The sequence below is a fragment of the Pseudomonas sp. GW456-L12 genome (genome assembly GCF_059424045.1).
The window spans coordinates 50562-77174 of sequence record NZ_JBWKZA010000018.1 but is presented as its reverse complement, the minus strand read 5'-3'; the positions used below and the strand labels follow the sequence as shown (position 1 = coordinate 77174).

Annotated in this window: 30 protein-coding genes and 1 pseudogene; 22 read left to right on the top strand and 9 right to left on the bottom strand. The window is 65.0% G+C overall.

Annotated features, from left to right (window positions below; all coding sequences use genetic code 11):
• Positions 1-8 precede the first annotated feature (8 nt).
• Positions 9-659: a YceH family protein gene (locus AC07Y9_RS21235; RefSeq protein WP_102681094.1), complete on the top strand. Its 651-nt coding sequence runs from the start codon at positions 9-11 to the stop codon at positions 657-659.
• A gap of 87 nt (positions 660-746) precedes the next feature.
• Here the strand turns inward: AC07Y9_RS21235 and AC07Y9_RS21230 are convergent, their stop codons facing one another.
• Entirely contained in the window at positions 747-1265 is a 519-nt protein-coding gene (locus AC07Y9_RS21230; protein WP_102681095.1) for a cupin domain-containing protein, read from the bottom strand.
• 107 nt (positions 1266-1372) lie between these two features.
• A complete protein-coding gene (locus tag AC07Y9_RS21225; RefSeq protein WP_102681096.1) occupies positions 1373-2191 on the bottom strand; it encodes a shikimate 5-dehydrogenase in 819 nt (272 codons plus the stop codon).
• 252 nt (positions 2192-2443) lie between these two features.
• Between AC07Y9_RS21225 and AC07Y9_RS21220 the strand changes: the two genes are divergently transcribed.
• The 3 genes from AC07Y9_RS21220 (at position 2444) to AC07Y9_RS21210 (ending at position 3528) form a co-directional block, all read left to right on the top strand.
• Positions 2444-2800, top strand: a complete 357-nt coding sequence (locus AC07Y9_RS21220) for a hypothetical protein (protein WP_007927233.1) — start codon at positions 2444-2446, stop codon at positions 2798-2800.
• A 242-nt stretch (positions 2801-3042) separates the two neighbouring features.
• On the top strand, positions 3043-3237 hold the full coding sequence (locus AC07Y9_RS21215) for a hypothetical protein (RefSeq protein WP_007927235.1): 195 nt from the start codon (positions 3043-3045) through the stop codon (positions 3235-3237).
• 108 nt (positions 3238-3345) lie between these two features.
• Positions 3346-3528 (top strand): hypothetical protein, encoded by a 183-nt coding sequence (locus AC07Y9_RS21210; protein WP_007927236.1) that lies wholly within the window; start codon positions 3346-3348, stop codon positions 3526-3528.
• On the opposite strand, the gene AC07Y9_RS21205 is transcribed toward AC07Y9_RS21210, so the two are convergent.
• Positions 3525-4592 carry an AI-2E family transporter gene (locus tag AC07Y9_RS21205; protein ID WP_102681097.1) on the bottom strand — a complete coding sequence of 356 codons (1068 nt, stop codon included), beginning with the start codon at positions 4590-4592 and terminating at the stop codon, positions 3525-3527. The genes AC07Y9_RS21210 and AC07Y9_RS21205 overlap by 4 nt on opposite strands.
• Before the next feature lie 167 nt (positions 4593-4759).
• On the opposite strand from AC07Y9_RS21205, the gene trhP reads away from it, so the two are divergent.
• From trhP to AC07Y9_RS21170, 7 genes are all read left to right on the top strand, one after another.
• Positions 4760-6097, top strand: a complete 1338-nt coding sequence (gene trhP / locus AC07Y9_RS21200) for a prephenate-dependent tRNA uridine(34) hydroxylase TrhP (RefSeq protein ID WP_102690485.1) — start codon at positions 4760-4762, stop codon at positions 6095-6097.
• A 311-nt stretch (positions 6098-6408) separates the two neighbouring features.
• Positions 6409-7185 (top strand): ABC transporter substrate-binding protein, encoded by a 777-nt coding sequence (locus AC07Y9_RS21195; protein ID WP_053261905.1) that lies wholly within the window; start codon positions 6409-6411, stop codon positions 7183-7185.
• An 84-nt stretch (positions 7186-7269) separates the two neighbouring features.
• Positions 7270-7959, top strand: a complete 690-nt coding sequence (locus AC07Y9_RS21190; protein ID WP_102680741.1) for an ABC transporter permease — start codon at positions 7270-7272, stop codon at positions 7957-7959.
• Positions 7960-7971: 12 nt separating this feature from the next.
• Complete coding sequence (locus tag AC07Y9_RS21185; protein WP_007927258.1) at positions 7972-8670, top strand: ABC transporter permease; 699 nt, start codon at positions 7972-7974, stop codon at positions 8668-8670.
• Positions 8671-8679: 9 nt separating this feature from the next.
• Entirely contained in the window at positions 8680-9792 is a 1113-nt protein-coding gene (locus AC07Y9_RS21180; RefSeq protein ID WP_102680740.1) for a succinylglutamate desuccinylase/aspartoacylase family protein, read from the top strand.
• A gap of 18 nt (positions 9793-9810) precedes the next feature.
• Positions 9811-10575 (top strand): ABC transporter ATP-binding protein, encoded by a 765-nt coding sequence (locus AC07Y9_RS21175; protein ID WP_102680739.1) that lies wholly within the window; start codon positions 9811-9813, stop codon positions 10573-10575.
• Between the two features lie 107 nt (positions 10576-10682).
• On the top strand, positions 10683-11591 hold the full coding sequence (locus tag AC07Y9_RS21170; RefSeq protein ID WP_053261908.1) for a MurR/RpiR family transcriptional regulator: 909 nt from the start codon (positions 10683-10685) through the stop codon (positions 11589-11591).
• Between the two features lie 186 nt (positions 11592-11777).
• On the opposite strand, the gene ctpM is transcribed toward AC07Y9_RS21170, so the two are convergent.
• On the bottom strand, positions 11778-13457 hold the full coding sequence (gene ctpM / locus AC07Y9_RS21165) for a methyl-accepting chemotaxis protein CtpM (protein ID WP_007932949.1): 1680 nt from the start codon (positions 13455-13457) through the stop codon (positions 11778-11780).
• A 216-nt stretch (positions 13458-13673) separates the two neighbouring features.
• The gene (locus tag AC07Y9_RS21160) at positions 13674-14990 is read right to left on the bottom strand and encodes a Na+/H+ antiporter family protein (protein ID WP_173679806.1); all 1317 of its coding nucleotides are present in this window, start codon (positions 14988-14990) and stop codon (positions 13674-13676) included.
• 430 nt (positions 14991-15420) lie between these two features.
• Between AC07Y9_RS21160 and AC07Y9_RS21155 the strand changes: the two are divergent.
• Both AC07Y9_RS21155 and AC07Y9_RS21150 read left to right on the top strand, forming a co-directional pair.
• Positions 15421-16710 (top strand): annotated as a pseudogene (locus AC07Y9_RS21155) (cache domain-containing protein); the annotation flags it as partial.
• Between the two features lie 102 nt (positions 16711-16812).
• Positions 16813-17568, top strand: a complete 756-nt coding sequence (locus AC07Y9_RS21150; protein ID WP_371858248.1) for a methyl-accepting chemotaxis protein — start codon at positions 16813-16815, stop codon at positions 17566-17568.
• A gap of 110 nt (positions 17569-17678) precedes the next feature.
• Here the strand turns inward: AC07Y9_RS21150 and AC07Y9_RS21145 are convergent, their stop codons facing one another.
• Genes AC07Y9_RS21145 through AC07Y9_RS21130 form a run of 4 tightly spaced genes read right to left on the bottom strand, consistent with a single transcriptional unit; the run spans position 17679 to position 20282 of the window.
• Positions 17679-18995: a sensor histidine kinase gene (locus tag AC07Y9_RS21145; RefSeq protein ID WP_102680736.1), complete on the bottom strand. Its 1317-nt coding sequence runs from the start codon at positions 18993-18995 to the stop codon at positions 17679-17681.
• Positions 18992-19660 carry a response regulator transcription factor gene (locus AC07Y9_RS21140; RefSeq protein ID WP_007930561.1) on the bottom strand — a complete coding sequence of 223 codons (669 nt, stop codon included), beginning with the start codon at positions 19658-19660 and terminating at the stop codon, positions 18992-18994. The genes AC07Y9_RS21145 and AC07Y9_RS21140 overlap by 4 nt, the downstream gene beginning before the upstream one ends.
• Positions 19660-19974, bottom strand: coding sequence for a PepSY domain-containing protein (locus AC07Y9_RS21135; protein WP_007930564.1), 315 nt, complete (start codon positions 19972-19974; stop codon positions 19660-19662). Before AC07Y9_RS21135 ends, AC07Y9_RS21140 begins: the two co-directional genes overlap by 1 nt.
• Complete coding sequence (locus AC07Y9_RS21130) at positions 19974-20282, bottom strand: PepSY domain-containing protein (protein WP_007930566.1); 309 nt, start codon at positions 20280-20282, stop codon at positions 19974-19976. The genes AC07Y9_RS21135 and AC07Y9_RS21130 overlap by 1 nt, the downstream gene beginning before the upstream one ends.
• 160 nt (positions 20283-20442) lie before the next feature.
• Here AC07Y9_RS21130 and AC07Y9_RS21125 point away from each other — a divergent pair, with 160 nt between their 5' ends.
• From AC07Y9_RS21125 to codB, 9 genes are all read left to right on the top strand, one after another.
• Entirely contained in the window at positions 20443-21522 is a 1080-nt protein-coding gene (locus tag AC07Y9_RS21125) for a patatin-like phospholipase family protein (protein WP_037035686.1), read from the top strand.
• Between the two features lie 97 nt (positions 21523-21619).
• Positions 21620-21976 (top strand): 6-carboxytetrahydropterin synthase QueD, encoded by a 357-nt coding sequence (gene queD / locus AC07Y9_RS21120; protein WP_007930577.1) that lies wholly within the window; start codon positions 21620-21622, stop codon positions 21974-21976.
• A 97-nt stretch (positions 21977-22073) separates the two neighbouring features.
• Positions 22074-22208, top strand: coding sequence for a hypothetical protein (locus tag AC07Y9_RS21115; protein ID WP_256580985.1), 135 nt, complete (start codon positions 22074-22076; stop codon positions 22206-22208).
• Positions 22209-22329: 121 nt separating this feature from the next.
• Complete coding sequence (locus tag AC07Y9_RS21110; protein WP_102680735.1) at positions 22330-23166, top strand: alpha/beta fold hydrolase; 837 nt, start codon at positions 22330-22332, stop codon at positions 23164-23166.
• Positions 23163-23675 (top strand): nucleoside 2-deoxyribosyltransferase, encoded by a 513-nt coding sequence (locus AC07Y9_RS21105; RefSeq protein ID WP_102680734.1) that lies wholly within the window; start codon positions 23163-23165, stop codon positions 23673-23675. The genes AC07Y9_RS21110 and AC07Y9_RS21105 overlap by 4 nt, the downstream gene beginning before the upstream one ends.
• Positions 23676-23795: 120 nt before the next feature.
• Entirely contained in the window at positions 23796-24419 is a 624-nt protein-coding gene (locus tag AC07Y9_RS21100; RefSeq protein WP_053261915.1) for an NUDIX hydrolase, read from the top strand.
• A 74-nt stretch (positions 24420-24493) separates the two neighbouring features.
• A complete protein-coding gene (locus tag AC07Y9_RS21095) occupies positions 24494-24868 on the top strand; it encodes a hypothetical protein (RefSeq protein WP_009044677.1) in 375 nt (124 codons plus the stop codon).
• Positions 24865-25062, top strand: a complete 198-nt coding sequence (locus AC07Y9_RS21090; protein WP_009044678.1) for a helix-turn-helix transcriptional regulator — start codon at positions 24865-24867, stop codon at positions 25060-25062. The genes AC07Y9_RS21095 and AC07Y9_RS21090 overlap by 4 nt, the downstream gene beginning before the upstream one ends.
• A 225-nt stretch (positions 25063-25287) precedes the next feature.
• Positions 25288-26559 (top strand): cytosine permease, encoded by a 1272-nt coding sequence (gene codB, locus AC07Y9_RS21085; RefSeq protein ID WP_102680733.1) that lies wholly within the window; start codon positions 25288-25290, stop codon positions 26557-26559.
• The last annotated feature ends 54 nt before the right edge of the window (positions 26560-26613 follow it).

The window sequence follows — 26613 nt, the reverse complement described above, 5'->3', positions numbered from 1 at the left end:
AACGCGCGATGAGCATCGAGCAAGAAACCTCCAGCGAGCAATTGCAACTGAACAGCACCGAACTGCGCATTCTCGGGTCGCTGATCGAGAAGCAGGCCACCAGCCCGGAAACCTATCCGCTGACCCTCAATGCCCTGGTCATCGCCTGCAACCAGAAAACCAGCCGCGAACCGGTGATGAACCTCACCCAGGGCCAGGTCGGCCAGAGCCTGCGCGCCCTGGAAAACCGCGGCTTCGCCCGCCTGGTGATGGGCAGCCGCGCCGACCGCTGGGAGCATCGCCTGGACAAGGCGCTGGAGTTGGTACCGGCACAGGTGGCCCTGGCCGGACTGCTGTTTTTACGCGGTCCGCAGACCGTCAACGAACTGCTGACCCGCAGCGGCCGCATGCACGACTTCGAAGACAGCGAACAGGTGGTGCACCAACTGGAACGCCTGATCGCCCGTGGCCTGGCGCTACTGATTCCGCGCCAGGCCGGGCAGCGCGAAGATCGCTACATGCATGCCCTGGGCGACCCGGCGGATATCGAAGCGATCCTCGCCGCCCGGCAGAACCCGGTGGAACGCGGCTCGGCCAGCGGCGTGTCCGCCGAGCGCATCGAAGAGCTGGAAGCGCGCATCGCCGCCCTCGAAGAACGCCTGGCGAAACTCGAAGGCTGATCCCCGCTCCTGCGGCAGCGCCTTGTAGACGCTGCCGCAGGCTGCGATCGCCGACGCAGTCGGGGTAAAGCCTCAGAAGACTTCCCGCTACTCCCCGTCCCAGTAATCCACCCCATCCGCATGCCGCGCCACTGCGACGAATCCCGAGGCGTTGCCCTGGTCGTCGATCTTGAAGTCCTTCATCACCACATATTTGCCGGAGTCCGGGTATTCGCAGATGTCCGGCGCTTCCTGGGTACTGACCGCCAGGTAGCGCAACTCGCCCTGGCTGGTGTTGATGATCTGGTGTGCGCTGTCCATGTCGCCCGGCGGGCAGGCGATCACATCACCGGCGCGGATGGCAAAACGCTCGGCGCCGAGGCGGATCTCGCCCTCGCCGGCGACTATGTAGAACATCTCTTCGTTGACGCGATGGTTATGGAAGGGGCTGGCACGCATCCCCGGGCCCAGGGCAATCAGCCGGTAGCCGAGCTTCTGGGCACCCAGTTGCTGGCCGATGCGGGCGATGCGCTGGACATAACGGCCGGCGGTCTCGCCGGTGGGGCTCAGGGCTTCAGGCAGCGGCTGAAGGTCCGCCTGATCCAGATTGAGAATGGCAGGTGGCATACAGACCTCGATCACGGTGGCAGGGAACAGGGGCAAGTCTGAGCTTGCTGGCGACCAGTATAGGCAGGGCTTTGCGCCCCACGGACCTGCCCTGCCCCACCCACCGATCAGGCCCTGGCGAAGGCCACCGCCTGCTGGAACTGCTCGGTGCTGGGGCGCACGCCGGTGTACAGCACGAACTGCTCCAGGGCCTGGATGGCGATCACTTCCAGGCCGGTGATCACTTGCTTGCCCTCCATCCGGGCGCGCAGGATCAGCGGGGTTTCCGCCGGCACCGCCACCACGTCGAACACCGTGCGCGCGGCCTCGATCGCCTCGACCGGGAACGCCAGCTGGTCGGCCTCGGGACCGCCGCTCATGCCGATCGGGGTGACGTTGATCAGCATCTGCGGGCGCAATTCGCCCAGCTCCGCCTGCCAGGCATACCCCAGGGAGTCGGCGAGGGCCTGCCCGGCTTGGGCATTGCGGGCAACTATCACGCCATCGCGGTAGCCACCATCGCGCAAGGCACTGGCCACCGCCTTGGCCATGCCGCCGCTGCCGCGCAGGGCAAAGCGGGTGTCCTTGGGAATCCGGTGGTGTTCGAGCAACTGGGCGACGGCGATGTAGTCGGTGTTGTAGGCCTTGAGGTGGCCATTGGTGTTGACGATGGTGTTGATCGACTGGATGGCGCTGGCCGAGGCATCCAGTTCGTCCACCAAGGCAATGCAGGCTTCCTTGAACGGCATGGACACGCCACAGCCGCGAATGCCCAGGGCGCGGATCCCGCCGACGGCGCCTGGCAGGTCCTGGCTGCTGAAGGCCTTGTAGTAGAAGTTCAAGCCCAGCTGTTCATACAAGTGATTGTGAAAGCGCAAGCCGAAATTCCCCGGACGCCCTGACAGCGACATACACAATTGGGTGTCTTTGTTGGGGTTCATCTGCATGTTGATCTCCTTGGAACGCACTTTCGGATAGACGGGATTAGCCAGTCATCGGGTTCTGCCCGATCATATCGACGTGCCTGAAAAACGGGCCTGCCGCCCACGGACGAGGGTCAATAAACCGGTACAGACCTTACACAAAATTTACCCGGCGGCTGTGCAGTTTTTCAGAAAAAAGCGGTCTTAGAAGTATCCCCGCGACAGTCCTCGCGTCTATTGAAGACCGAGCGCTGGGGTCGGAACCGAGGAATAGCCATGATGCGTAAAATCCCCAAGATAGCCTTGCTCATTGGTGCACTTGCTGTCGCCGGTCAAGCGTCCGCCCACGGTGGCGGTGGTTGGGGTGGCCCGGCGGTAGTCGGTGCGGTGGTCGGTGCCGCGGTAGTGGGTTCGGTGATCGCCAGCCACAGCCGCCCGGTCTACGTGCAACAGCCAGTCTACGTCCAGCCGCAGCCGGTCTATGCCGCGCCGCCACCGGTCTACTACCAGCCACAGCCGGTGTACGTGGAAGGCCCGCCGGTCTATTACCGCCCGGCCCCGGTGTACTACGGCCCACCTCGCGGCTACTACGGCCCGCCCCGCCATTACTACTATGGCCCTGGCCGCTGGTAAGCCAGGCGACCACACACCTACAGGCCCCGCCTTCGCCAGCGGGGCCTGTTGCGTTTTGCCAAACGTCTGAATAAATCTTGCAAAGGTCGTTGCTGGAACAGTTTTTGCGATTCAATCCGGCAATAGTGTTGCCCAACGGCAGCCCGTGTAGGCGAGCCCACGACTGTCATATTTATGTCATGCCAGGTCCGCAAGATCGGATCTGTCCACAAAACAGCCCCATAACAACAAGGACGACTCCCATGCCGACACAGAACCCCCATCACTCCCCCACCCTGGGTACCGCGAGCAAGGTGTACAGCGCCCTGACCGAACTCAAGCACCTGGAAGGCCACCGCAGCGCCAAGTTCCTGGCCTTGCTGGCCGAGCACCTGGTGCGCAAGGGCCTGCTGCACGACCCGGAAGTGGTCTACATGCTCGATCAGGTCGTGGACTGATCGGGCTGGCGCTTTTTTCGCCGGTATCGATGTCCACTATCGAGCGCGGTGATTTTTCGTAGCACCTGCCGGTCCGTAAGGTAACTCCACAGATTGATGGAGGTACTTATGCCCAAGGTTCAGATCATGTCCGTTATCGGTAGCGCCGTTCCCACCTCGCTCAGGGAACTGGGGTTGCTGGCGTGTTGGTACCTGGTGCGCGACGGCGAGCCGGTCAGCGGCCCGCTCACTTCGCTGACCGCCGCCCAGGCCCTGTCGCAAAAGATCGAGCAGCGCGTCCTGCATGCCTAAGGCAACGGCAGCTGTGGCCGCGGCCGGGTATCGACGAACAGGCCCCAGCTGGAGATGAACAGCGCGGCGATCAATGGCCCGATGACAAAGCCGTTCAGGCCGAAGATCGCCAGGCCCCCCAGGGTCGAAATCAGAATCAGGTAATCCGGCATCCTGGTGTCCTTGCCCACCAGGATCGGGCGCAGCACGTTGTCCACCAGACCAATCACGAACACCCCGTACAAGCCCAGCACCACCCCTTGCCAGATCGCCCCGCTGAGCAGAAAGTACAGGGCCACCGGGCCCCAGACGATCGCCGCACCCACCGCTGGCAACAATGACAGCAAGGTCATCAGCACCGCCCAGAGCAGCGGGCTGGGAATTTCCAGAAACCAGAAAATCAGCCCGCCCAGCACTCCCTGGCTGACCGCTACCAGCACGTTGCCCTTCACCGTGGCCCGCACCACCCGACTGAACTTGAGCTGCAACCGGCGTTTCTGGTGCTCGGCCAACGGCACCGCGATGCGCACCTTGCGTACCAGTTCGGGGCCATCGCGCAAAAAGAAGAACAGCAGGTACAGCATCACGAAAAAGCTCACCACGAACTTGAAGGTGCCCTGGCCGACGCTGAACGCCTGGGTGGCGAAGAACTGGCTGCCTTGCAGCGCACTCTTGACGATTTTCTCGCGCACGCTCTCCAGCTCACCCAGGCCGAAACGGTCCAGCAGTTGCTGGAAGTACGGCGGCAGGCTGTGCTTGAACTGGTCCAGGTGACCGGCGATGTCCAGCTTGCCGCTTTCGATGCTCTGGTAGAGGTTGGCGCCCTCCTGCACCAGCAAGGTGCTGATGATCGCCACCGGCAGAATGGCGATGACCAGGCAGATGCTCAGGGTGCACAGGGCGGTCAGGTTGCGTGGCCAACCGAACTTGAGTTGCAGGCGCCGTTGCAGCGGGTCGAACAGGATGCCGAGAATCACCGCCCAGAACACCGGGCCGTAAAAGGGCAGCAGAAGCCAGATAAAGGCGACGGTCACCAGGGTCAGCAGAAGCAACAGGCTTTTGTGTTGCATGAGGTGCTGGTTCATGTCCGCTCCCCGTCAATAAGGTCCAGGACGCCGCAAAGCGCTCCTACAGCGTTAGTCCGCCGGCGTTCGGCCAAGTGCCCTGTTTTATTCGTCGAGCATAGACCCAGATCAATGCCGCCAACCGGCCCTGGCCTTACCCTCGCGACCTTTTGCCATCGACAATCGCCATGACGCCCCTGACCCGCCCCGAACTGCTCGCCCCCGCCGGCACCCTGAAAAACATGCGCTACGCCTTCGCCTATGGCGCCGACGCGGTGTACGCCGGCCAGCCGCGCTACAGCTTGCGGGTGCGCAACAACGAATTCGACCACGCCAACCTGGCCCTCGGCATTCGCGAGGCCCAGGCCCAGGGCAAGCGCTTCTATGTGGTGGTCAACATCGCCCCGCACAACGCCAAGCTCAAGACCTTCCTCAAGGACCTGGAGCCGGTGATCGCCATGGCCCCGGACGCGCTGATCATGTCCGACCCGGGGCTGATCATGCTGGTGCGCCGGCACTTCCCGCAGATGCCGATCCACCTGTCGGTGCAGGCCAATACGGTGAACTGGGCCAGCGTCGAGTTCTGGCAGCAACAGGGCCTGAGCCGGATCATCCTGTCCCGCGAGCTGTCCCTGGAAGAGATCGAGGAAATCCGCCAGCAAGTGCCGGCCATGGAGCTCGAGGTATTCGTCCACGGCGCGCTGTGCATGGCCTATTCCGGGCGCTGCCTGCTGTCGGGGTACATGAACAAGCGCGACGCCAACCAAGGCACCTGCACCAATGCCTGCCGCTGGAAATACCAGGCCCAGGAGGCTACGCAGAATACCCTCGGCGAGATCGTCCAGCCGTTCCAGCCCGAGCCGACCCTGGGCCAGGGCGCGCCGACCGACCAGGTGTTCCTGCTGCGCGAGGCCAATCGCCCGGACGAAGCGATGCCAGCCTTCGAGGACGAGCACGGCACCTACATCATGAACGCCAAGGATCTGCGCGCGGTGCAGCACGTCGAGCGCCTGACGCGCATGGGCGTGCATTCATTGAAGATCGAGGGCCGCACCAAGTCGCACTTCTATTGCGCCCGCACCACCCAGGTCTATCGCCGGGCCATCGACGACGCGGTGGCCGGCCGCGAGTTCGACCGCAGCCTGATGAACGACCTGGAGTCCCTGGCCCAGCGTGGCTACACCGAAGGTTTCCTGCGCCGCCACGTGCACGACGAGTACCAGAACTACCAGAACGGCAGCTCGGTATCGGAACGCCAGCAGTTCGTCGGCGAACTCACCGGCGAACGCCGCGACCGGCTGGCGGAAGTGAAGGTGAAGAACCGCTTTGCCCTGGGCGACCATATGGAACTGATGACCCCCAAGGGCAACTTCCACTTCGACCTGCACCAGTTGCACAACGTGCGCGGCGAGCCGATCGAGGTCGCGCCGGGGGACGGGCATACGGTGTACCTGCCGATCCCGGACGCCGTGGATCTGCGCTTTGCCTTGTTGATGCGCGACGTGACGGCGAACAGCGCGGTGTAATCCTGATTGAGGTGGCGTCGCTGATGACGCCATCGCGGGCAAGCCGGATCGCCGCCCGCTCGCTTCTACACCGCAATAACCCTGCACCTGCATCACGTACGCCCCCTCCCCCAAATCCATCCCAACAGGCTGCGCCGACCGGTGCGGCCGGATATCCGCACGGGCCATTCTGACATTATTATTTTCACAATATTGATTTATGAAATAATACATGTCATTTATAGCCACACCAAAATCACCAGGACCGAAGCACGCCAGAACGGACGGCTTGTACCCGTACCACCCCAACGCCCCTCCAAGGAGTCAACAATATGAACAAGACAGAACTTCTAGGTGCTCTGGCGCTGTGCGCCGCAAGCTTCCTGGCCCATGCCGACGAAGACAGCCTGCGTATCGGCATCGAAGCCGCCTACCCGCCCTTTTCCTTCAAGACGCCGGAGGGCAACGTCAGTGGTTTCGACTACGACATCGGCAACGCCTTGTGCGCAGAGATGAAGGTGAAATGCGAGTGGGTCATCCAGGAATTCGACGGCATGATCCCGTCGCTCAAGGTGCGCAAGATCGATGCCGTGCTGTCGTCGATGTCGATCACCGAGGACCGGATGAAGTCGGTCGACTTCAGCAAAAAGTACTACCACACGCCGGGCAAGTTCGCGATGAAGGCCGGCAACGTGATCAACGATCCGGTGCAGGACCTCAAGGGCAAGAAAGTCGGCGTGCAACGCTCCTCGACCTACGACCGTTTCGCCACCGAGCAACTGGCCAACGCCGGGATCGAGGTGGTGCGCTACGCCTCGCAGAACGAAGCCTTCCTCGACCTCGCCTCGGGCCGCCTGGACGCCACCCTCGCCGACATCGTCAACACCGACGAGAGCTTTATCAAGACCGCGGCAGGCAAGGGTTTCGCCCTGGTCGGGCCGGACATCAGCGACCCGAACTATTTCGGCAGGGGCGCCGGGATCGCCGTGCGCAAGGGCGATAGCGCCAATGCCGCGCGCCTCAATGCGGCTATCGACGCCATCCGCGCCAACGGCAAGTACCAGCAGGTAATGGCCCGTTACTTCGCGTTCGATATCTACGGCGAATAAGCCTGACCCAGGGCCCTGGCGCCGGCCCGTTGCCGGTGCCGCGCCCGCCTTGCGCCTCGCGGCGCTCGCTTGAGGAACTTCATCATGCTCCACGGCTACGGATCGAGCATTCTCGATGGCGCCTGGCTGACCATCAACCTGGCGCTGACCTCCATGACCCTGGCCATTGCCCTGGGCCTGGTCGGCGCGGCCTTTCGCCTGTCGCCGCTGAAATGGCTGGCGATGCTGGGCGAAGGGTATACGACCCTGATTCGCGGGATTCCCGACCTGGTGTTGATCCTGCTGATCTTCTACGGCGGCCAGGATCTGGTGAACCGCCTTGCCCTGGCGCTCGGTTACACCCGCTATCTCGACATCAACCCGTTTATCGCCGGCGTCTGCACCATGGGCTTCATTTTTGGCGCCTATCTCTCGGAGACGTTTCGCGGCGCCTTCATGGCGATCCCCAAGGGCCAGGCCGAGGCCGGCGCGGCTTATGGCATGAGTGGCGCCCAAGTGTTCTGGCGGATTCTGGTGCCACAGATGATTCGCTTCGCCATTCCCGGCTTCACCAACAACTGGCTGGTACTGACCAAGTCCACCGCGCTGATTTCGGTGATCGGCCTGCAAGACATGATGTTCAAGGCCAAGAACGCGGCGGACGCCACCCATGAACCCTTCACCTTCTTTCTCGCCGTGGCGGCGCTTTACCTGCTGCTGACCAGCCTGTCGTTGCTGGTGCTGCGTTATCTGGAAAAACACTACTCGGTCGGCCTCAAAGCCGCCGAACTGTGATTGGGAGCCCCCATGATTCTCGACTACCACCTGATCTGGGAGAACCTGCCGCTGTATTTCGGTGGCGTACTGGTGACCCTCAAAGTGCTGCTGATTTCCCTGGCCTGCGGCCTGTTGCTGGCGGTTCCATTGGCGCTGATGCGGGTGTCCCGCTCGCCGCTGATCAACTTCCCGGCCTGGCTCTACACCTACGTGATCCGCGGCACGCCGATGCTGGTGCAGCTGTTCCTGATCTACTACGGCCTGGCCCAGTTCGAAGCGGTACGCCAGAGCCTGCTCTGGCCTTACCTCTCCAGCGCCACCTTCTGTGCCTGCCTGGCCTTCGCGCTCAACACCGGCGCCTATAGCGCCGAACTGCTGGCCGGCAGCCTGAAGGCCACGGCCCACGGTGAGATCGAGGCCGCCAGGGCCATGGGCATGTCGCGCCTGACCCTGTACCGGCGCATTCTCCTGCCCTCGGCCTTGCGCCGGGCGCTGCCGCAGTACAGCAACGAAGTGCTGATGATGCTGCAAACCACCAGCCTGGCCTCCATCGTCACCCTCGTCGACATCACCGGCGCCGCGCGCACCGTCAGTTCACGCTTCTACCTGCCGTTCGAGGCGTTCATCACCGCCGGGCTCATCTATCTGGTCCTGACTTTCATCCTGGTCCGCCTGTTCAAGCTCGCCGAGCGCCGCTGGCTGGCGTACCTGGCACCGCGCAAGCACTGAGGAGCTGTTATGGAACACATTCAATACCGCTTGCCCTGGAGCGCTTCGGGTACCGAACGCCAGCTGACGCTGTTTCGTTTCGGCAGCGGGCCGCGCAAGGCCTACATCCAGGCATCCCTGCACGCCGACGAGCTGCCGGGCATGCGGGTGGCCGTCGAACTCAAGCGGCGCCTGCTCGAACTGGAAGAACAAGGCCGCCTGACGGGAGTGATCGAGCTGGTGCCGATGGCCAACCCGATCGGCATCGCCCAGATGTTCCAGGCCACCCACCAAGGCCGCTTCGAGTTCGGCAGCGGCAAGAACTTCAATCGCGATTTCCCGGAGCTGACCGAGGCCGTGACGCCGTTGCTGGAAGGCCGGCTGGGCGACGACGCCAGCGCCAACATCGCGCTGATCCGCCGCGCCCTGCTCGATGCCCTGGCGGACATGCCGGCGCCAGACTCGGAACTCGACGGCCTGCGCCGCCTGTTGTTGCAACATGCCTGCGATGCCGACGTGGTGCTGGACCTGCACTGCGACTTCGAGTCGGTGATGCTGCTGTACGCCATGCCGCAGAACTGGCCACACCTGCGCTCTCTGGCCGCGCGCCTGTACGCAGGGGTCGCCCTGCTGGCCGAGGCCGCGGGCGGCAGCGCTTTCGATGAAGCCTGCGCCATCCCCTGGCTACAGTTGGCCGAGCGCTTTCCGGCGGCCGATATTCCGCTGGCGTGCGTGGCCACCACCATCGAACTGCGCGGCATGGCCGACACCGAGCGCGAGCCCTGCGCCGATAGTGCCCAGGCCATTCTCGGCTACCTCGCCGACCAGGGCCTGATCAGCGGCGGCTGGCCGACACCGCCACCGTGCCTCTGCGAAGCAACGCCCTTCGCCGGCGCGCAGTACGCCTATGCGCCGCACCCGGGGGTGGTGAGTTTCCTGCAACCCCTGGGGGCCCGGGTCAAGGTCGGCGACCCGCTGTTCGAGGTCATCGACCCGCTGACCGATCACCACAGCCTGGTGCGCGCCGAGACCAACGGCATCCTCTATGCCCGCGAGCGCCTGCGTTTTGCCCAACCCGGTCTGTGGCTGGCCAAGGTGGCCGGCAATACCCCCATCCGCCAGGGTCGCCTGCTCAGCGACTGACTCCAGAGAATCGCAACCATGTACAAACTTGAAATTCAGGACCTGCACAAAAGCTACGGCGCGCACCAGGTACTCAAGGGTGTGTCCCTGCAGGCGAAAGCCGGCGACGTGATCAGCCTCATCGGCTCCAGCGGTTCCGGCAAAAGCACCTTCCTGCGCTGCATCAACCTGCTGGAGCAGCCCAGCGCAGGCAGCATCGTACTCAATGGCGAACCCCTCGAACTGCGCGCCAGTAAACTCGGCAGCCTCAAGGCGTCCGACCCCAGGCAGTTGCAACGCATGCGTTCGCGGCTGTCGATGGTGTTCCAGCACTTCAACCTGTGGTCGCACATGAGCGCCCTGGAAAACGTCATGGAAGCACCGGTGCATGTGCTGGGCCTGAGCAAGCAGGAGGCCCGGGAAAAGGCCGGGCACTACCTGGACAAGGTCGGCGTGGCGCACCGCATGGACGCCTGGCCGGCCCATATGTCGGGCGGCGAGCAGCAGCGCGTGGCGATTGCCCGGGCGCTGGCCATGGAGCCGGAAGTGATGCTGTTCGACGAGCCGACTTCGGCACTCGACCCGGAACTGGTCGGCGACGTGCTCAAGGTGATGCAGGACCTCGCCCAGGAAGGCCGGACCATGGTCGTGGTGACCCACGAAATGGGCTTTGCCCGCGAGGTTTCGAACCAGCTGGTATTCCTCCACCAGGGCCTGGTCGAAGAACGCGGCGAGCCGCGCGAAGTGCTGGCCAGGCCCCAGTCCGAACGCCTGCGGCAGTTCCTCGCCGGCAGCCTGAAATAACCCGACGCGGCGCCCCCTGGCCTGGCGCTGCACGCCAGGGGGCGGCTTCGGATACACTCCGCCAACCTTGTGCCCCTCCTCCCATCCTCAGGACATGTGAGCCGGATATGCCGACCCCACTGAAAGACACCACGGTCTATGCCGCGCCGGTGATGCGCAAACTGGCACAAATCGTTGCCGACCTGCCGCCGTCGCTGCGCAAGGTCGCGGACTTTATCCTGCGCCATCCGTTGAAGGCCGCGACGCTGACCATCGAGGAGATGGCCCACGCAACCTCGACCTCGCCGGCGGCGGTCAACCGGCTGGCCAAGACCCTCGATCTCGGCGGCTACACCGGCATGAAGGCCGAGCTGGTGACGACGCTGCAGCAAATGGTCTCGCCGGTCGACAAGCTGCGCAACGAACTGGCCCATCGTCCCGGTGGCGCCTTCGGCCTGCACGAGCAGATCCAGAGCGCCAGCAGCAACCTCGCCATGGCGGCGACCAACAATCATGCCCAGACCTTCGACGCCTTCGTCACCAGCCTGGTCCAGGCGCGCAAGATCTACATCCTGGGCTTTGGCAACAGCGTCTACTTCGCCGGCCTCGCCGCCTCGACCCTGATGCCGTTCTGCGCCGATGCCACCGCCATCAGCATGGAGGGCGGCAACGAAAACGCCGCCTACCGCCTGGCCGCGATCACCGATCAGGATGTATTGCTGGCGATCTCCCTGCCGCGCTACTCCCTCGATACCCTGCAACTCGCCCGTTTCGCCAACGAACGCGGCGCCTCAGTGCTGGCCATCACCGACTCGCCTGCCTCGCCGCTGGCCAGCATTGCCGAACATGTGCTGTTCGCCCCCGCCGACCATCCGGTGATGACCAGCTCCAACATCGCGGTGCTGGCCCTGATCGAAGGCTTGGTGGCCGGGGTGATGGCGCGCAACAAGGAAGCGGTCAAGCTGGCGACCGAGCTGACCGAAAGCGTGATGTCCTACCTGCATATCCCGGGCAGCGGCAAACCGCGCAAGCCGTGAGGCGGTTTTTATCGGGCTACAGGGGCTGGCTCGATGTGAATGCCTGACAGCCCCTGTAGCCGCTGCCGCAGGCTGCGATCGGCTCCGAAGGAGCCGTGCTCTTGAGGGCCTCGGAAGGTCCTGCGGGTCGAGCGCGACCCCGGCCTATCGCAGCCTGCGGCAGCGGCTACAAGAGAGCCTCCAGCGTCAAATGCGGAACTGCCCCACCAGCTTGCCCAGGCGCTGGCCGAGGTCGGCCAGGCTGCGTGAGGTCTGGGCGCCGAGCTGGGTTTCGTCGGCGACGCTGTCCACCGCCACCGCGATCTGGTGCACGCTGCGGTTGATCTCCTCGGCCACCGCGGTCTGTTCTTCCGCGGCGCTGGCGATCTGCGCGTTCATCGAGTTGATGGTGCCGATCAGTTGCGCCATGGCATCCAGCGACGCCCCGGCCTCGTTGGCCTGGTGCGAGGTGCCGTCGCCGGCATCGCTGGAGCGGCGCATGGCCTCCACGGCGGTGCGCGTGCCCTGTTGCAGGCGGTCGATCATGCCCTGGATTTCCTGGGTGCTCTGCTGGGTGCGGCTGGCCAGGGCCCTGACCTCATCGGCCACCACCGCGAAGCCACGCCCGGCCTCACCGGCCCGCGCCGCTTCGATGGCGGCATTGAGGGCCAGCAGGTTGGTCTGCTCGGCGATGGAACGGATCACGTCGAGCACGCTGACAATCGACGCCACGTCCTTCTGCAGGCTGTCCAGGGAGGTGCCGCTGCTGCGGATATCGCTGACCAGCGCGTGAATCTGCTGGATGCTGCCATCCACCACGCGCTTGGCCGCCTGGCCTTCCTCGTCGGTCTGCTGCGCCGCCACGGCCGCGCCCTGGGCACTGCGCGCCACTTCCTGGGCCGCCGACGACATTTGATTGATCGCCGTGGCCACCTGATCGGTCTCGTGACGCTGGCGCTCCATGGCCTGCTCGGAACGCTGGGCCTGTTCGGACACCTGGGTCACCAGGCCGGTCAGTTGGCCGGTCATCTCGGTGATCTGCCGCACCAGGCCGTGGATCTTGTCGACGAAACGGTTGAAGGAACTGGCCAGGTCGCCCAGCTCGTCCTGGCTGGTGATGGCCAGGCGGCGGGTCAGGTCGCCCTCGCCGGCGGCGATATCGTCGAGGTTGAGCTTCATCAGGTTCAGCGGCCGCAGGATGGTATTGGCCACCAGCAGGCCGATGGCGGCGATCACCAGCAGCACCACCACGGCGATGCCGATGATGCTCAGGACCATGCCCCGCATGCGCTGGTTGACGCTGGCCTCGACCTCGGCCACCTGGGCGTCGATGCCGTCCAGGTTCACCGAGGAGCCGACGATCAGGTCCCACTTGGGCAGGTATTCGGTGTACCCCAGCTTCGGCACCAGCACGTCGCTGCCCGGCTGGGTCGAGCTGTACTGCACATAATGCGTGCCGTCCTTGCCGACCTTGACCAGCTCGCGGTTGACGTACACGCCGTTGGGGTCGCGGTTGTCCTTGAAGCTCTTGCCGACGCCGTCCGGGCTGTTGCCCTTGAACAGGCGCACCGTCTCGGAGTCGTAGCCGAAGAAGTAACCGTCCTTGCCGTAGGTGATGTTCGACAGCAGCTTCACCACTTGGGCGCGGGCCGCGGTATCGCCGGGCGCCGCCGCGTCGTAGAGCGGCTTGACGGTGCTCAGGGCCACCTCCACATAGCTTTGCAGCGTGGTCTTGGCCTCGCCGAGCAGGCGCTGCCGGGTCTCGTCCACCTCGTTCTGTGCCTGCTCCTTGAGCATGACGACCGTGGTCAGGCTGATCACCAGCGCAAACAACAGGACCGGGAGGACCGCGAGGGACAGGACTTTGCCCTTCAGACTTAAGCGCATAGGAGGTTCACTCTTGATGTTGTTGGCGTGATACAGCCTTAACGGCACGCCGCCACAAAAGTTGAGCCCGGCAGGAAGATGAACGGAATCTGCGGACGCGCAGCGCCCTTGAGATCTTTCGCGAGCAAGCTTCGCTCCTACAGATATCTGATGCTTCTGTAGGAGCGAAGCTTGCTCGCGATAGGAACAACGCGCTGCAACTGAACCCCCGCGGGCTCAGAGCACCATGGCGGCCACCCAGCCGAACGCCAGCAGCGGCAGGTTGTAGTGCAGGAAGGTCGGGACCACGGTGTCCCAGATGTGGTGGTGCTGGCCGTCGATGTTCAGGCCAGAGGTCGGGCCCAGGGTCGAGTCCGAGGCTGGCGAGCCGGCGTCGCCCAATGCGCCGGCGGTGCCGACGATGCAGACGATGGCCAGCGGGCTGAAGCCCAGCTGCACGCACAGCGGCACGAAGATGGTCGCCAGGATCGGCACGGTGGAGAACGACGAGCCGATGCCCATGGTCACCAGCAACCCCACCAGCAGCATCAGCAAGGCGCCGACGCCCTTGCTGTGGCCGATCCAGCTGGCCGAGGACTCCACCAGGCTCTTCACCTCGCCGGTGGCCTTCATCACTTCGGCGAAACCGGCGGCGGCGATCATGATGAAGCCGATCATCGCCATCATCTTCATGCCTTCGGTGAACAGGTCGTCGGTCTCGCGCCAGCGCACGATGCCCGACACCGAGAAGATCAGGAAGCCGGACAACGCGCCGATAATCATCGAGTCCAGCAACAGCTGGATGACAAAGGCCGCGACAATCGCCAGGCCCGCCACCAGCAGCGTGCGCGGGTTGTATTGCACCGTCACCTGCTCGACTTTCTCGATCAGCTCCAGGTCATACACGCGCTTCTTGCGGTAGCTGACAAAGGCCAGCAGCAGGCCGAAGACCATGCCCAGGGCCGGAATGCCCATGGCGTGGGTGACATTGATGTTGCTGATGTCCACACCGCTGCGGGCGACGTTGGCCAGCAGGATCTCGTTGAGGAAGATGTTGCCGAACCCCACCGGCAGGAACATGTACGGGGTGATCAGGCCGAAGGTGATGACGCAGGCGATCAACCGTCGGTCCAGCTGCAGTTTGCTCAGCACATACAACAGCGGCGGCACCAGCAGCGGGATGAAGGCGATATGGATCGGCAGGATGTTCTGCGAGGCGATCGCCACCACCCACAACAGGCCGATCAGCAGCCATTTGATGTTGCCGCCGCCGTTGGCGTCCTGGCGGTCCACCAGCAGCAGGATCTTGTCCGCCAGGGCGTGGGCCAGGCCGGACTTGGCGATCGCCACCGCGAAGGCGCCGAGCAAGGCGTAGGACAGGGCCACCGTCGCCCCGCCGCCGAGGCCGTTGTTGAAGGCCTTGAGGGTCGCCTCGATGCCCAGGCCACCGGTCAGCCCTCCCACCAGCGCGCCTACGATCAGCGCGATCACCACATGCACGCGGGACAGGCTGAGGACCAGCATGACGCCAACCGCGGCAATTACTGCATTAATCATCGTTACCTCATGGCACTGCGACGGGAAAACGCCGCAAAAGGAATGAGTCCGGCCAGAGGGCAACCATTGCCGACGCCGGATTGAAAAAGGAGGGTCTTATTAGAGGGCGCGCACTTTGCAGCAGCGGGCAACGCTTGTCAAAACCGGTGGGCACTCGCTGCCCGACCGCCTACCGCCTGCACCGGCAGCTCCGCCGTCACTTGTAGCCGCTGGCGCAGCCTGCGATCGGCCGCGCAGCGGACGCCGGGTCTGAGGATCGAGTCTTCCAGGCCAGTCGCATTGCGTGCCTTTTTGCGAGTGCTGCGCACTCGATCGCAGCCTGCGGCAGCGGCTACAGGGAGCGGCATTCGAACGAGCGTTTAAAGAAGGCTGTTCTTCGGCCGATACGCTGCAAAGTCTCAAATAAATATCGAATAAGGACGTCTCCATGTCGCTCAGACAACTTTCCATCCAGTGGAAAATCACCCTGCTCGCCGGCCTCTGCCTGGCCGGTGTAGTGACCCTGCTGGTGGGGCTTTCGCTGTACCGCATGGAGCACAGCTCCGCCCTGGTGAAAGCCTCGAGCATGGAGATGCTCAACGAAGCCGCCCAGGCCCGCATCGAGGCCCAGGGCGAGGTCCAGGCGCTGGGCATCCGCCAGCAATTCATGGACGCCTATCAATACGGCCACGGCTTCTCGCGCCAGGTGCTGTTCCTGCGCGAGCAGGCCGAAAAGCGCTTCCTCGATGCCTTCGACCTGCGCGAGGACCTGACCCGCCAGGTGAAGTCGGCGTTGCAGGCCAACCCCGACCTGCTCGGCCTGTCGCTGGTGTTCGAAGCCAACGCGCTGGACGGCAAGGACGAACTCTTTAGCGGCCAGAGCGAACTGGGCAGCAACGACAAGGGCCGCTTCGCCCTCTACTGGTCGCAGCCGACCCCGGGCAAGCTGACCTCCATGGCGCTGCCGGAAAGCGACATGAGCGACACCACCACCGGCCCCAGCGGCCAGCCGGCCAATGCCTGGTTCACCTGCCCGCGTAGCACCCTCAAGCCTTGTGTGATCGAGCCCTACTTCTATGTGATCGACGGCCAGAACGTGCTGATGACCAGCATCGTGTTCCCGCTGCTGGTGAACGGCAAAGTCATCGCCTCGCTGTCGGTGGACATCAACCTCAACAGCCTGCAATCGGTCAGCCAGCAAGCGAGCAAGGAGCTCTACGACGGCCAGACCATGGTCAGCATCATCAGCCCGGTCGGCCTGCTCGCCGGCTACAGCGCCGACGCCAGCAAGCTCAGCCAGCGCCTGGACCAACTGGACAAAACCAACGGTGGCGAACTGATCCGCCTGCTGTCGGCCAGCACCCAGACCCAGAGCCTGCACAACGACAACGCCCTGAAAGTGCTCGCGCCCTTCACCCCGATTCCCGGCGGCAAGCCCTGGGGCGTGCTGCTGCAAGTGCCGGAGCGGGTCCTGGTGGGTCCGGCCGAAGCCCTGAAAAACCAGCTGGACCAGAGCAATAAAGCCGGCACCCTGGTCGAACTGGGCCTGGGCCTGCTGGCCGCGGTGCTCGGCCTGCTATTGGTGTGGCTGATGGCGCGCAGCGTGACCCGGCCGATCCTCGGCGTGGCGCACATGCTGGAAGACATCGCCAGCGGCGAAGGCGACCTGACCCGGCGCCTGGCCTACGACAAAAAAGATGAACTGGGCCAGCTGGCCGGCTGGTTCAACCGCTTCCTCGACAAGCTGCAACCGATCATCGCCGAGGTGAAACGCTCGGTGCAGGACGCCCGCGGCACCGCCGACCAGTCCTCGGCCATCGCCACCCAGACCAGCGCCGGCATGGAGCAGCAGTATCGCCAGGTCGACCAGGTGGCCACCGCGTCCCACGAGATGAGCGCCACCGCCCAGGACGTCGCCCGCAGCGCGGCCCAGGCCGCGCAGGCCGCCCGCGATGCCGACCAGGCCACGCGCCAGGGCCTGAGCGTGATCGACCGCACTACCGCGAGCATCGATCACCTGGCGGCCGATATGAGCACCGCCATGACCCAGGTCGAAGGCCTGGCCGCCAACAGTGAAAAGATCGGTACGGTGCTGGAAGTGATTCGCGCCATCGCCGAACAGACCAACCTGCTGGCCCTCAACGCCGCCATCGAGGCCGCCCGCGCCGGCGAGGCCGGGCGCGGTTTCGCAGTGGTCGCCGACGAAGTGCGCAACCTCGCCCGGCGCACCCAGGAGTCGGTGGAGGAAACCCGCCAGGTCATAGAGCAGCTGCAAAGCGGCACCCAGGAAGTGGTCGGCTCGATGGGCAACAGCCATCGCCAGGCCCAGGGCAGCGTCGAGCAGGTCGGCCAGGCGGTCACCGCCCTGCGGCAGATCGGCGACGCGGTGACAGTGATCAGCGACATGAACCTGCAGATCGCCAGCGCCGCCGAAGAGCAAAGCGCGGTGGCCGAGGAGATCAACAACAACGTGGCGACCATCCGCGACGTCACCGAATCGCTGTCGGAACAGGCCAACGAATCGGCGCGGGTCAGCCAGTCGCTGAACAGCCTGGCCAACCAGCAGCAGAGCCTGATGGACCAGTTCCGGGTCTGACGCCCCTCATCGCGAGCAAGCTCGCTCCTACAGGGACGGCGCCGTCAGTGTAGGAGCGAGCTTGCTCGCGATAGCGACCCACCTGTCATCGCCAGGCTCGGGGGCAACCGCTACTGGCGCCCAGGCAACTCGATCAACACCCGCAGGCCGCCCTGCGGGCTTTCCAGCAAGCGCAGCACCCCGCCCCAGCTTTCGACTATGTCGCGCACGATGCCCAGGCCCAGGCCGTGGCCGTCGGTCTGTTCGTCCAGGCGCGTGCCACGGCTGAACACCTGGCTGCGCTGCTCCTCGGGAATCCCCGGCCCGTCGTCGTCCACCGCCAGGCCATAACCCTCGGCGGTTCGCCACACGCTCAGCGCCACTTCGGCATCGGCCCACTTGCAGGCGTTGTCCAGCAGATTTCCCAGCAGCTCCAGCAGGTCTTCCCGGTCCCAGGGCAGTTGCAGGCCGGGAGCCGCCTGATAGCTCAGGTCCAGGTGCTCGCCATGGATCATGCTCAGGGTCGCCAGCAGCCCCGGCAGCTCGGCGTCGCAATCGAACAGCGCGCCGGGTAACGCATCGCCGGCCAGGCGCGCGCGGTTCAACTCGCGGTTGAGCCGCTGCTGCACCTGCTCCAGCTGCTCCTCGAGCAACTGGCGCAGCTCCGGGTGCGCCTGCAGCTTGGGGTTGGACGCCAGGCTCAGCAGCACCGCCAGCGGGGTCTTCAGCGCGTGCCCGAGGTTGCCCAGGGCATTACGCGAACGCTTCAGGCTGTCTTCGGTATGGGCCAGCAAATGGTTGATCTGCGCCACCAGCGGTTCCAGCTCCAGCGGCACCTGTTCGTCCAGTTGCGAACGCTGGCCGCGCTGCAATTGGGCGATCTGCTCGCGGGCCTGCTCCAGCGGGCGCAAGGCGCGGCGCACGGTGACCCGCTGCAGGACCAGGATCAGCAGCAGGCCGGCCAGGCCCAGGCCCAGGCCCACCTGCTGCATGCGCAGGAAGCTCTCGCGCACCGGGGTGTAGTCCTGGGCCACGCTGATGGAAATCGACTGCCCGAGGCGCCGGTAGTCGGTGCGCAGCACCAGCAGGCGTTGGCCTTCCGGTCCCAGCTGCAGGTTGCTGTGCAGGCCGGTCTGTGCCAGTGCAGGCAGGTCCTGGTCCCACAGCGAGCGGGAGCGCCAGTGCACGTCATCGAAGTCGATGCGAAAGTAATGCCCGGAAAACGGTCGCTGATAAGCCGGCGACAACCTCCGCTCGTCCAGCTGCAAACCCTGGGGGCCCCGGACCAGCGCCACCAGCAGGCTTTCGCTGTCGTTGCGCAAGCCGGCTTCCAGGTAGCGTTGCAAGCCCATCTCGAACAGCCACAGGCTGGTCTGCGCCAGCACCAGGCCGACAATCACCATCACACTGATCAGGCCCAGGCTCAGGCGGCGCTGGATCGACCTCACTGGGCGTTCCCGCCGAACAGGTAGCCCTGGCCGCGGCGGGTTTCGATCACGCTGCGCCCGAGCTTGCGCCGCAGGTGGTTGACGTGGACTTCCAGCACGTTGGAATCGCGCTCGGTCTCACCGTCGTAGAGGTGTTCGGCCAAATGGCTTTTCGAGAGGATCTGTTCCGGGTGCAGCATGAAGTAGCGCAACAGGCGGAACTCGGCGGCGGTCAGCTGGATGTCCACGCCGTCGCGCAGCACGCACTGGCGGCCTTCGTCGAGGTGCAGCCCGGCGGCCTGCAGCGTCGGTTGGTTGGCCTGGCCGTGGGAACGGCGCAGCAGCGCCTGGATGCGCAGGTGCAATTCTTCCGGGTGGAAGGGTTTGGTCAGGTAGTCGTCGGCGCCGGCCTTCAGGCCTTCGATGCGCTCGGCCCAGGACCCGCGGGCGGTGAGGATCAGCACCGGGGTCGCCAGGCCGCCGGCGCGCCATTTGGCCAGCACTTCCAGGCCCGGCACCCCGGGCAGGCCGAGGTCGAGCACGATCAGGTCGTAGGGCTCGCTGGCGCCCTGATACAGCGCGTCACGGCCATCGGCCAGCCAGTCCACGGCGTAGCCCTGACGGTTGAGCCCGGCCAGCAGTTCGTCGGCCAGGGAGACGTGGTCTTCCACCAGGAGCAGGCGCATCAGTCATCTTCCTTGTCTTTCAGTAAGCGGCCGGTGGTGGCCTCCAGGTCCAGCTCGCGAACCACGCCCTCGGCGGTCAGCAGCTCGACTTCATAGATGTAGACGTCGTGTTTTTCTTCCAGCTCGGCTTCCAGCAGCTTGGCCCCGGGGTAACGGTCCAGGGCCTGCTGCAGCAATTGCTCCAGCGGCAGGATCACCCCTTGCTGGCGCAGGCGCAGGGCTTCGTCCTGGTCCAGGTCGCGGGCCAGCGCCACCGAGCAAAAAGCCAGAAGCGCCAGGGCCACCCTGCTGCCGGCGCGTAGATTCACCTTCATTACGTATCCTGATGATCCTTGAGCACCTGGCCGCTCACTGCGTCCAATTCCAGGTCCCACTCAACCCCTTGAGGGTCGCGCATCTCGATCTGGTAGATGTACTTGCCGTACTCCTCTTCCAGCTCGGTTTCGGTGATGGTCGCGCCCGGGTGCTTGGCCAATGCCGTGGCATTGAGTTTTTCAAAGGACACAATGGTACCAGCGTCGCGCAGTCTCAGGGCCTCGTCGGGCCCCAGGTCGCGGGCATGGGCCAGGCTGGCGGTCATACCGATGAGGGTCGCGGTGAACAGGGCAGTCAGGGTTTTCATGGGGTGTCTCCGAGTTTCTCGTTATGTGTTGCTACGGGGCTCACGATAGCCGGTCGAACTTAATTGAAACTGAATGGCCATCATCGGCGCCGCGCAGGTTTCATTCGGCGCCGCGGGCCCGAGCTTTTATACTCGGCTGTCGCTCGAGATTGAGGCCGGTATGACCGCTATCCACATCAAGTTCCCTGCCCTGACCCTCAAGGCCGGCCCACGCGCCCTGGCGCGCATTCGCGCCAACGGCCTGAGCGCGGCCGAGGTCGGCACCCTGCCCGGCGCCGCCGGCGGGCCGAAAGCCCTGGGCATCCAGGGGCTAGACCTGGCGCTGTTCGGCGAATGGCTGCCAGCGGCGCCACGGGAACGCTCGCTGATTGGCGCCTCGGTGGGTTCCTGGCGCTTCGCCAGCGCCTGCCTGCCGGACGCCGCCGAAGGCATCCGGCGCCTGGGCCAGCTGTACAACGCCCAGAGTTTCGCCAAGGGCGTGAGCATGGCGCAGATCAGCCAGAGCTCGCAGCGCATGCTGCACGAGCTGCTCGACGGCCGCGACGCGAGCATTCTCGACAACCCGCACTACCGGCTGAACATCATGGTGGTGAAAAGCCACGGCCTGCTCGCCGACGACCATCGCGGACGGCTGGGCCTGGGGCTGTCCTCGGTGATCGCCGACAACCTGCGTGGCCGCGCGCGCCTGGCGCGGCACTTCGAACGCCTGGTGCTGCATGACCCGCGCCTGGCGCCGCCGCTGCATGCCCTCGACGACTTCCCCTCGCGCTTCGTGCCGCTGGACACCGGCAACCTGCGCCAGGCCCTGCTGGCCTCGGGTTCGATCCCGATGGTCATGCAAGGCGTGCGCGACCTGCCCGGGGCCGGGGCCGGCACCTTCCGCGACGGCGGCCTGCTGGACTACCACCTCGACCTGCCCTACAGCGGCGACGATATCGTGCTCTACCCGCACTTCACCGACCGGGTAATTCCCGGCTGGTTCGACAAGACCCTGCCCTGGCGCCGCGGCAACCCGGGCCGTTTGCAGGACGTATTGCTGCTGGCACCGTCGAAGGAATACCTGGCGCGCCTGCCCTACGGCAAACTGCCGGACCGCAACGACTTCAAGCGCTTCATGGGCGACGACGCCAGCCGCCAGAAATACTGGCGCAGCGCGATGGACGAAAGCCGGCGCCTGGGCGACGAGTTCCTTGAGCTGGCCGGTAGCGGTCGTCTCGGCGAACAGCTATTGACCCTTTAGTCAGTGTTTTCCCGCAACCGTATAACCAAGCTGGTAAACTCGCCGCCTGCCTTACATCGCCCGCGGCGATAGCCACCTGACCGAGCTGACCGACACTGTGGAAATCTTCAAAGAATTTACCTTCGAATCCGCCCACCGCCTGCCCCACGTGCCTGCAGGCCACAAGTGCGGGCGCCTGCACGGCCACTCGTTCAAGGTGGCCATCCACCTGAGCGGCGACCTCGATCCGCATACCGGCTGGATTCGCGACTTCTCCGAAATCAAGGAGATCTTCAAGCCGCTCTACGAGCGCCTGGACCACAACTACCTGAATGACATCCCCGGCCTGGAAAACCCCACCAGTGAAGTGCTGGCCAAGTGGATCTGGAACGAGCTCAAACCCCTGCTGCCGGAGCTGAGTGCGATCCGCATTCACGAGACCTGCACCAGCGGCTGCATCTATCGCGGCGAATAAACCGTCGCCCGCCTGAAAAAAACCACCGCCGCGGTGGTTTTTTTATGCCTATGCTTGCCCGCTCGGCCCTCGCGCCTTGAGCGGAGAACTCCCCCTCATGCCCTCGACCATTCGCCCGGCCACCGTGGCCGACCTGAGCCTGATCGAGGCCGGCAATGGCTGGACTTCGCTGAACGACAGGCGCTCGCCGCCGGTCATAGCCACATCCGGCTTTACACCAACCCAGCCATGAGCGAAAACATCGCCTGTGCTCGCGCCGCGCTGACACCGAGACTCAGCGCGCCAAGGAGCATGGGCTGCGCCGGGCCTGCATGAGCAAGGCGCCGGACCGATCACCCACAGAGGACCACAACATGAGTGACTGGCCGCTGGATCGAACCTACAGCTTCAACGGACAAAAGGTGCGCTACGCCATTCACGGCGATGGGCCGCCGCTGGTGTTCGTGCATGGCACGCCGTTTTCTTCCTACGTCTGGCACCGCATCGCCCCGCATTTCAGCGCCAGCCACCGGGTGCACTATTTCGACCTGCTGGGCTACGGCCAATCGGAACAGGCCGCCGGCCAGGATGTGTCCCTCGGCGTGCAGAACCAGCTGCTGGCCGAACTGCTGGAACACTGGGGCCTGGAGCGCCCGGACGTGGTGGCCCACGACTTCGGCGGCGCCACCGCCCTGCGCGCTCACCTGCTCAACGGCAAGGACTATCGCAGCCTGACCCTGCTCGACCCGGTGGCGCTGTCGCCCTGGGGCTCGCCGTTCGTGCAGCACGTGCGCCAGCATGAACAGGCCTTCAGCGGCGTGCCGGACTATATCCAGCGCGCCATAGTGCCGGCCTACATTCGTGGGGCGATCCAGCGCGAGATCCCCGACCGGGAACTGGCGCCCTACGTCCAGCCCTGGCTCGGCGCCAGCGGCCAGGCCGCCTTCTACCGGCAGATCGCGCAAATGGACGAGCGCTACACCACGGAGGTGGCCGGGCTTTATCCCGGCATTCGCTGCCCGACCCAGATCCTCTGGGGCGAGGACGATCAGTGGATTCCCATCGAACGCGGGCGCCAGTTGCACCGGCTGATCCCCGGCTCGCGCTTCCAGGCGGTGCCCAACGCCGGCCACCTGCTGCAGGAAGACGCCCCGGAAGCCATCATCGCCGCGCTGCTGCGCTTTCTGCCCGAGGCCGGGAGCCAGGCATGAACCCACGTATCTACCTCGCCGGCTTCGACCTGTTTCGCCGCGATGCCATCGCCCGCGGCGAATACCTCAAGCACCTGTGCCAGGCCCAGGGCCTGCAAGGCCTCTACCCCTTCGACCAGCAGGTGCCGGCCCAGCCGACGCCGGAGCAGACCGCGCAACTGATCTGCCAGCAGAACATGCAGATGATCCGCGACTGCGACGCAGTGCTGGCCAACCTCAACGACTTTCGCGGCCTGGAGCCGGACTCCGGCACCGCCTTCGAGGTGGGCATGGCCATCGCCCTGGGCAAACCGGTGTGGGCCTGGTTCGAGGTGCCCGCGACCCTGCGCGAACAGGTGCCCCATGACGCCGACGGCCGCGACGCCGAAGGTTTCCTGGTGGAGGACTTCCACCTGCCACGCAACCTGATGCTGGCCTGCACCTGGGCCGGCCACAGCCGCAGCGCCGAAGAAGCCCTTCCGCGCCTGGCCGCCTACCTCGCCCAGCAACCACCGGCACGCCCCCTGTAGGAGCGAGCTTGCTCGCGATAAGTCTTCAAGGCCGATGCAATACTCAAGGGCCTCATCGCGAGCAAGCTCGCTCCTACAGTGACGGATTTGGCCCCTAGCGATTACCTGAGGACACGCACCATGGAAAACACCTGGCTCACCCACGCCAAACGCTTGCAGGCCCTGGCCTCCACCGGGCTGCATTTCTGCAAGGACCCGTTCGATCGCGAGCGTTACCAGGAAGTCGCCGACATCGCCCACAGCATGCTCGCGCAACTGGCCGACGTGCCCCTGGAACGTATCGCCGGCCTGGTGTCGGACTTCGCCAAACGCTACTCGACACCCCTGGTGGATGTACGCGGCGCCTTGATCGAAGACCAGCGCATCCTCCTGGTCCGCGAACAGACCGACGGGCGCTGGGCCATGCCCGGCGGGTATGCCGATATCGGCCTGTCGGCCGCCGAAAACATCGTCAAGGAGATCCACGAAGAGGCCGGGCTCAGCGTCTCGGCCCGCGCCCTCTACAGCGTCCGACACAAGGCCAAGGGCCCCTTCACCCCCGACACCCGGGACTTCTACAAGCTGTATTTTCTCTGCGAGCGCAGTGAGCGCAGCGCCCCGGTGGCCGGCTCGGAAGTCAGCGACGCCGGGTTCTTCGCCCTCGACGCCCTGCCCGAACTGTCCCGCGGCCGCACCGTGGAAAGCGATATCGAAGCCGCCTTTGCCTTCCACCGCGGCGAAACCCGCCTGACCCTGTTCGATTGAGTCAATGTAAAGCGTCCTTGACACCGCTGGATCGCCTGCATAATGTAAAGCACCCTTTACTTCAGGAGCCGGCCATGTGCGGCAAACGTTACCTCGTGGAATTCACCCTCGTCCTGCTGGCGTACCTTGTCGCCGTGGTGCTCAGCACTTACCTGCTGCCGGGCATGGACAGCAGCGCCGGGCGCATCGCGGTGTCGCTGATTCCCGTGATCCCGATGATCGCCATGGCGCTGGTGGTCATCCGCCAGCTGCGGCGCCTGGATGAACTCAGCCAGCGCATCCAGCTCAACGCCCTGGGCATCGCCTTTGTCTGCACCGCGCTGATCACCTTCAGTTACGGTTTCCTGGAAATAGCGGGCCTGCCGCGACTGTCGATGTTCGCCGTCTGGCCGATCATGGGCTCGGTGTGGCTGGTGGCCACGCTCCTCGGCAACAGGCGCTACCAGTGAACAACCGCCTGCGTGAGCTGCGCGCCGCGCAAGGCTGGTCCCAGGCGGAACTGGCCGCGCGCCTGGAGGTTTCGCGGCAGACCGTAAACGCCATCGAGACCGGTCGCTACGACCCCAGCCTGCCCCTGGCCTTCAAGATTGCGAAGGCCTTCGGCCTGCCCATCGAGGGCATTTTCGAGGCCCCCGAGGACTGAGCGGCCAGTGATCCAATTTGTCTCACCGGCGCACCGCTTTCGCGCCAAAGCCGGCCAATCGGCCGCGCCGGAAAGCAAAAATCCCCTGCTTGTCTATAAATCTCCTGCAGGTTGCACAGCGTCGGCCGGGCGCCCCTGACCCTGGGGGCGTTGGCACGGCGACTGCAGCAGATGCCTGCGTCGCTTACGCACCAGGCCACGCCTGGGCCAATCAGGGGAAGGCAAATGACGCAGAACGATCCAGGTAACGACTACCCGCTCAGCGAAGTGCCGATGCACGCGCGCAAGGGCCTGGCCTCCACGGCCATGGTGCTGCTGGGCTTCACCTTTTTCACCGCCACCATGTTCGCCGGCGGCAAGCTCGGCGTGGCCTTCAGCTTTGGCCAGATGCTCGGGGTGATCGTCCTCGGCAACCTGCTGCTGGGCCTGTATGCGGCGGGCCTGGGCTATATCGCCTTCAAGAGCGGCCTGAACTCGGTGCTGATGGGGCGCTTCTGTTTCGGCGAGGTGGGCAGCAAGCTCAGCGACCTGATCCTCGGCTTCACCCAGATCGGCTGGTACGCCTGGGGCACCGCCACCGCCGCGGTGGTGCTGGGCAAGTATTTCGAGTTGGGCCAGGACACTGTGCTGGGGCTGATGGTGCTGTTCGGCCTGATGTTCTGCGCCACCGCCTACGTCGGTTATCGCGGGCTGGAAATCCTCTCCTGGATCGCGGTGCCGGCCATGGCCCTACTGCTGTTGCTGTCGATGTGGGTGGCCACGGTCAAGGTCGGCGGCCTCAAGGGGTTGCTGGCCGTGGTGCCGAGCGCCAGCCTCGACCTGTCCACCGCCATCACCCTGGTATTCGGTACCTTCGTCAGCGGCGCCACCCAGGCCACCAACTGGACGCGTTTTTCCCGCTCGGCCAGGGTCGCGGTGCTGGCCAGCCTGATCGGATTTTTTATCGGCAACGGCCTGATGGTGCTGATCGGTGCCTACGGCGCCATCGTCTACCAGCAGCCGGACGTGGTCGAAGTGCTGCTGTTGCAGGGCTTCGCCATGGCCGCCATGGCCATGCTCCTGCTGAATATCTGGAGCACCCAGGACAACACCATCTACAACTTCGCCGTCGCCGGCTGCAACCTGCTGCGCACTGGCCGACGCAAGACCGTGACCCTGGCTGGCGCGGTGATCGGCACCCTGCTGGCGCTGCTGGGCATGTACGACATGCTGGTGCCCTACCTGATTCTGCTGGGCACGGTGATCCCGCCGATTGGCGGGGTGATCATGGCCGACTTCTTCTATCGCTACCGCGGCCAGTACCCGCGCCTGGCCGACAGCAAATTGCCGGCGTTCAACTGGGCCGGCCTGGGCGCCTATGCCATCGGCACCGTGGCGGCCTTCGGCTCGCCCTGGGTCGCGCCGCTGGTAGGCATCGCGGCCGCCGCCCTGAGCTACATGCTGCTGAGCAGCCTGCTCGGCGCACGCGCCACCACCGCCGCGGACATCCAGGCATGAGCCCGGGCCACGCGACGTTGCGGCCGCCGGCCCGAGCGCCGTACCCTGACCGCC